The organism is Pedobacter agri PB92 (assembly GCF_000258495.1).
Lineage (GTDB): Bacteria > Bacteroidota > Bacteroidia > Sphingobacteriales > Sphingobacteriaceae > Pedobacter > Pedobacter agri.
The window spans coordinates 1-6,526 of sequence record NZ_AJLG01000223.1; the positions used below are offsets into that span (position 1 = coordinate 1).

At 38.8% G+C, this 6,526-nt stretch carries 4 protein-coding genes and 2 pseudogenes; all 6 read right to left on the reverse strand.

Features of this window, described 5'->3' with window-relative positions:
* Positions 1-282, reverse strand: a pseudogene (locus ON09_RS21420) (glycoside hydrolase family 2); the annotation flags it as partial.
* Positions 282-1,739, reverse strand: a complete 1,458-nt coding sequence (locus tag ON09_RS21425) for a sialate O-acetylesterase (protein ID WP_202947180.1) — start codon at positions 1,737-1,739, stop codon at positions 282-284. The pseudogene ON09_RS21420 and the gene ON09_RS21425, both read right to left, overlap by 1 nt.
* Positions 1,740-1,914: 175 nt before the next feature.
* A complete protein-coding gene (locus ON09_RS26315) occupies positions 1,915-3,036 on the reverse strand; it encodes a hypothetical protein (RefSeq protein WP_455566579.1) in 1,122 nt (373 codons plus the stop codon).
* Positions 3,031-3,746 (reverse strand): annotated as a pseudogene (locus ON09_RS26320) (six-hairpin glycosidase); the annotation flags it as partial. The pseudogene ON09_RS26320 and the gene ON09_RS26315, both read right to left, overlap by 6 nt.
* 340 nt (positions 3,747-4,086) lie before the next feature.
* Complete coding sequence (locus ON09_RS21440) at positions 4,087-5,013, reverse strand: glycoside hydrolase family 43 protein (protein ID WP_238533766.1); 927 nt, start codon at positions 5,011-5,013, stop codon at positions 4,087-4,089.
* 240 nt (positions 5,014-5,253) lie between these two features.
* Positions 5,254-6,526: glycoside hydrolase family 140 protein (locus ON09_RS21445; RefSeq protein WP_010603126.1), on the reverse strand; the 1,273-nt coding region annotated here is incomplete at its 5' end.

The following is a 6,526-nucleotide window of genomic DNA, read 5'->3' on the forward strand; positions in this document are numbered from 1 at the left end:
GGTTGGAACTGTAAATTTGTATTTGTAAAGTCCTTGTTCTCTGCCTTTATTCGCTTCTTTATTAAAACCATAGTTGTACTTCCCGAAACCTTGCAACTCCCAGTTGGATGGCACCGGAATGGTGGTCCATTTTCCGGCATTCATGCCCTCGGTGCATAAGAAATCCCAATTTACGGTATTGTCGTTTCCAGTTCCTGAAAGATATAGTTTCTCTGTTTGTTGTGCCTCTACACGGCCAAACATCATGATTAAACAAAAGAAAAGTATAAATCTGGTTCTCATTAATTGGTTTTAAATTGTTTGGTTAAAGGATTATCGGTACGGAAAGGGAGCGCTGGTAATCCATTACTGTATAAATTTCCTGTTGGATTCTCCGTCCAGTTATAACGAACAGCGGTTGGTTTTGCAATTTCTTTTGAGAAAACGAAAACCTTGCCGTCTTTCAAAGCAGCATCAGCATTTACAAATTTGCCACTAGCATCTGCAATTGTGAACCCGGTGATCTTAGTAGCATTCGCTGATTTTAAATAATCGAAATCTAATAGCGCTTGATTATTTCTAAAGGAAATCGCTTTAAAAACCGGGCCTGAAAAATCTATCTGTTGATTGTAGGTTTTACCTAAAGCTACTAGCGCTAATCTCCTTCCTACTTCCCATTTATAAGTGGGGTGCAAATCGCCTCCGTTATCATTTAAATCATTCGTTGAAATCATTCCTGTTTTGGGCAAACGCAAAACTTGTTGTTGTGCCTCCCAAAATTTTGGTTGTGTTTCTGTTGTAAGCACAACCTTATCACTTTTTTGCTTACTGTAATCGTAAGGTGCAATTTGTACGTAATAAAACGGCAAATCTTGTTCGCCCCAAGCTTTTCGCCAAAGGTTTATTAAGGTTTTCATTTTATAAGCATAGCTGATATCTTCATTTAAAAAGCAGTTTGTTTCGCCTTGATACCACAAAAAGCCACGAATTTTAAACTTCGAAAGTGGCTCAATCATCGGTGTATAAAATTTACCAGGGTCGTTACCAACTTTAGTGTTTTTGAAATATGGTTCTTGCGCAAATGCTTCCGGAGAAACCCATGGCTCAATTGCACTACCCGAAACGGATGAAGAAATCATACCGACAGGAATACCTAATTTTTCCTGAACTTCTTTAGCGAAAAAGTAACCAACGGCAGAAAAAGCTTTCAAAGCCGAATCTTGTGCTACCGCCCAACTTTTATGTACAGAATCTGGCTTTGCTAATTGTTTACGGTTAACCAGGAAAATTCGGATTTGTGTATTTTTTGCCTTTTCTACTTCATCAGCCGGGAAACCCAGTTTTTCATTTTTTGGTTTTGGGATTTTTGCCAATTTACGCATTTGGTATTCCATGTTCGATTGACCGGAACACACCCAAACTTCACCCACCAAAATATTAGTTAATTCGATTTTATTGGAGCCAGCAATGGTCATTGTTTGCGGTGTTGCTGATGTTTTCAAAGGCCTTAAAATCACAGACCAGTTTCCGTTTTTATCGGTTACCGTCTGCTTTTTTTGCCCCGCGAAAGTGACTTCCACTTTTTCAGCTGGCGAAGCGTAACCCCAAATATTAATGGGTTTCTCACGCTGTAAAACCATATTGCTTGATAATATTTGCGGCAAAAGAACTTTAGCGTTGGCAGAGAAAGAAAATAAAGTAAGGACTAACATCAAAAGAGATTGCCTCTTACCTGATAATGATGATAATAGTTGCTTCATGCTATGCAATAACATTCTACTTAAACGCAATGCAGGTAAGGCGGTCGTTATTGCGAAGCTGGGTTTGTGCGAGCTGAAGCAATCTAACTTATTAAATGAGATTGTCGCGTCGTTCCTCCTCGCAATGACGGTTTTATAATCCGAAATGACAATATGATTTGCAAAATCCCTCACCTTAAAACCCCTCCGTTTTTAAATACTTAATCGAATAAACTGCCTCCTTTTTCTCTGACTCGCCTGCATTTTTTAAGTCGTAAGTTTGGTCAGCAGGTGTATCCACGTTAAGAAAACGGCGGGTATCTCCGGTTCGGAAAACAATACGGGAAACATCAGCCACTGGCTGAAAAGCTAAACTTAACGAAAGTTCTTTGCCATTAACCGTGAGCGAATAAAACCTGGTGTGGGCATCTAATTTCAACTTGATATCATAGCTTTTGCCAGCTTCATATTTCATGAAATTTTTATAACGGGCGCCAGCTTTTCCGCTAAAATTTCCTGCAGTATCAAAGGTCAAACGAACGCTTGCCATTCCTTTTGCGTCTTGTAATTCAATTTCCAATAAGCCAAAATCGTTTTGCTTTGGTGTAACCGAGAAAGAAGTGATTATTTTTTTCGATGCCGGGAATAACCTTTCTGCTTTTGCGTAATCAAATGGGTCTTTATCTTTCAGGACTAATGTACCGTCTTCTACTTTTACAGGTGCCCAAAGCGGACTATAAATATTCCACTGCTCCAACTCTTTACCTTTTGGCAACTTCCCGAAATCATCATTTACATGACCTGAGACTTTATCATTAACAGGTAGCGGAACAGAAGAAACCCAGATATCTTCTTTGTTCATGCTGTAGGTTACCCATAATTTGCCATCTGCTGGTTTTCCATTTCCTTCTTCAATACCTCGAACGTACTGCGGACCGTAGGATTTATAATTGCCACCATAACGCATAGGCGTGATTTCTCCATTTACCAACAATAAATTGGTATAATCCAAACCATTTTTACTGGTTGAAATGGCCAGCGGCCATCTGTATTCTGATGGATTATATACCGTTGCAAAATTTCCATCAGCTGTTTTCTGCCCCCAGATTTTTGCGTTACTATTTACAAAACCAGGCGCCCGAAAAGCACTCTCCGGCCAGCTTTTACCATTATCGGTGCTGATAGCAGTTAATGCATTCTTCCAGAGTCCAACCACTCTTCCATCAGGTAAATGATAATAGCTAAAAGCTTTGTATTGCTTTTGCAAAGTGATTAAAGGGTCTTTTCTGCCTGCTTCTTCATTCCATTGCTGCGTCATTAACTTATTCGCTAACAATTCTTTACAGGCCTCAACAAAAGCTTTATTTTTACTTTTGGTGAAGTACGGATATTTTGTGTTTTTTCGGAATAACCCGGATTGTAATGGATGAAATAAATTGGCCCGTATTTACCATCAGCTTGAATTTCGCGAACAGCTCTGCCAATTCCATGCCCATCATTCGGGTCATCTTTTGCATCGAAACTGATAGCATAAAAACCTAAAACCAGAAATACATTTTTGGTAGAAACATAAAATCCCATACGCTGATGCATCACGGCATCTAAATCTTTTGCTACATCGGTTCTACCCTCTTTTGTAGTACCATCAGCAATTCTGTAAATCGGAAAAATTATATCTGGCTTTGTCCAGTTGTAACCATCAGGTGAAGATTGTAATAAAGTTTGTCCTGGCGGAATGCTTTCTCCAACCTTATCACTCAAATATTCTACGTAGAATTTGTTATTCCAGTATGCCAACATGGGAGCATGATTATACGTCCAGCCAAAATTCTCGGCTAATTCAGGATGCTCTCTATTTGCCCGAAAAGTCTGGATATTGTGAACGCCAACTACAGGCGTTAACTGCCCATGGTGGTAATCTGCATTAACCAAAGTTTTTCCTGTATAACGTACCGTATCTTGCGCCTGCGAGGTTGATAGTGCAAGAGCAAATGGCAGGGTTAAACTTAGTATTTTAAATATTTTCATTCTATTTCTTTTATTCTCATCGTTATTGCGAGGAACGAAGCAACTCCATTATTCAAGTTGAGTTAAAACCCAACGCTTTAAGTTTGCTTTGTGCCTCGCAATGACGAAATGGTTATTTCATTTCCACTTAGCTAAGCCTGAGTACACAACCTCCGTTCTACTCAAATCCGACCTAACAAATTTTTGGGGATAAACCGTCCAAGCCTACCCACAAACTTTAATACAAAAATTTTCAGCCGGCAATTTTTTTCTTTTGTTGTCAAAAGAAAAAAGCCTGTCCGGCCAGGACAATATTTCTCTCTAAAAGAGATTGCTTCGTGCTCCGCAATGACGTTTACCGTTATTTTTTCAATCCTTCAATCACTTTCTTTTTCACTTTTATTATCGTTCCATGTTTATGCCCTTCCGGGATGGAAACTTCAGCTGTTACATCTTTAAAACTTTTAAAATCTGAAGTTTTATATGCAGAATAAATCTTCTGTCCGTAAGCATCAAAATAAATCAGCCAATCGTTTTTCACTTTCACAACTGTTGGTCCTTCGGTTAACTTCGGACTAAATGTTTCTGAAACGTTTTTATACGGACCTAAAGCATCGTCTCCGAAAGCCACCTTTAAATTTCTGTTCGGGCGGGTATTATCCTTTAAAACTAACACATAATCTTTCGCTGCTCGTTTCACTATAACAGCATCGATTACACTAAAACCTGGGTCTAAAAATAATTTTGGTTTAGAGAAAGTAACGAAATCCTTTGTTGTGATGCTATACATTCGATGGTTGTTTTCTTCCTCCTCCATTCCTTTAGCAAATCGAAAAGGTATGGTTGAAGCCCAAATGATTACAAACTCATTCTTTTCATCGTCATAGAAAATCTCTGGTGCCCAAACATTTACTGTTTTAGGTTCGCTTTCCATTACAGGAAGAAATTTTTGCTCACTCCAGGTTACCAAATCTTTGGAGCTTGCATAACCGAAACCTTTATCACCTTTCCAGCTGCACGTCCACACCAAATGGAAAGTTCCGTCTGGTCCTTGAACGATTGATGGGTCACGCATCACTTTTTGTGTACCAATTTCAGGCTTTAAAAATGTTTTGTTCAAATCAGTCCAATGGTAGGCATCGTAACTGTATAAAAATCTCAATCCTTCATTTGCTGGTTCGTGAAACGAAGTAAACACATAAGCCTGTTTAGAGCAAGATGTTAATCCGCATAAAGCCAGGCCAATGATGGCTAAACGAAATAATGATATGAATTTTAATTTAAACACTTTATTTGTAATAGTTATTTTTCTTTGTTCACAGTTAGGTTTGTCATTCTGAACACAGTGAAGAATCTTCAAACCATAAGCACAATCAACAATTACCCAATGTCTTAAAGCAAACATAATATATGCTCGGGCAGTTAATCGGCTTCAGGTTCTTCGTGCCTCAGAATGACAGCAATATTAATGCTTGCTCTAATTGAGATTGCTTCGTCGTTCCTCTTCGCAATGACGACATACCTTATTTTATATCTTATCCAAAATCAATACCCAGTCGTTGCCATTTGCTGGTTCTCCTGGTGGATTAAATTCTTTAATCCCTTTGTTTTCAAATTTCCCAATATCCGTTGTTTTCCCCGTTTTTGGGTCAAACCAGGTACCTTTCACATCATCGCCGTCGGTTTTACCTAACTGAACACTAAAATTCTTTCCGGTATAAGTATAAAACATGGCGTATTCTTCACCACGGGTGGCTAAAACACGCTCATATTTTTCTCCGTTTGAACCAGCTACCAAAGTTTGGTCTGGAACCCGGTCGAAATACGAACGCGATAACATTAAATCTTTCAAATATTTCATCTGTACTGCACCGGGCGCATTTATCGCAGTAATCCACTGGTCTTTCGGACCGTAAGCAGGTTTTAAATCTGTTTTCTTATACATTTGCATCACCGAATTATGTCCATAAGTATAACCAAAAGCGCCAGCAAAAACCGACCAATAGCCATATCTTCGCACGTCAGCATCTGTCCAACGAGGTTGCTTGATATCATGCAGACCTTGGGGAATATCCTCATAAGATGGCTCTCCATCAATTGTTGGTTTAGTTGGTTTCAGCTTATAATCAGATTCGATGTATTTCCAGTTATCTTCTCCATAATGCAGTTTTTCTTTCGCAGAAGTATCTTGCGCATAACTTCTATGTCCCGATTGAATCATGTCGAAATCATTCCACGCTGAATTATGAAACCAAGCCGAAGAAGCAGTTCTTCCACGTGGATGAAAGGTCATCAAATGATGTGGATCATTTGCTCTTATGGTTTCGCCAATGGTAGTCCACACTTTTAAGCCATCACTGCCCTTAATATCGCCACCATTTAACCAGATGATGTTCCATTTATCCTTATATCTATCAGCTAAAAATTTAGCATAAACTTTTGCTTGCGCTTCGTTAACTTTTTTCTCTTTCACATTTGTACCCCAAACCGGAACCAAAGCCATATAAAGTCCTTTTTCAGCAGCTTTATCTACCACATAATCAATGTGGTCCCAATAATCATAAGCAGTAGAATCTCTGTAATCATTCTTATCAGTTACTACAGGTTTTGAAACATCTTTACCTACAAGGGCAGAATCACCATAGATATTTTTAGCCGCTACGTCATGCAACACCATTACCTGAATCACATTGAATCCTTTTTGCTTTCTGTCTTCGAGATAGGTATTGGTTTCTTCGCGGTTAAGTCTACTAAACAATAACCATCCTGTATCACCTAACCAGAAAAAAAGCTTTCCATCT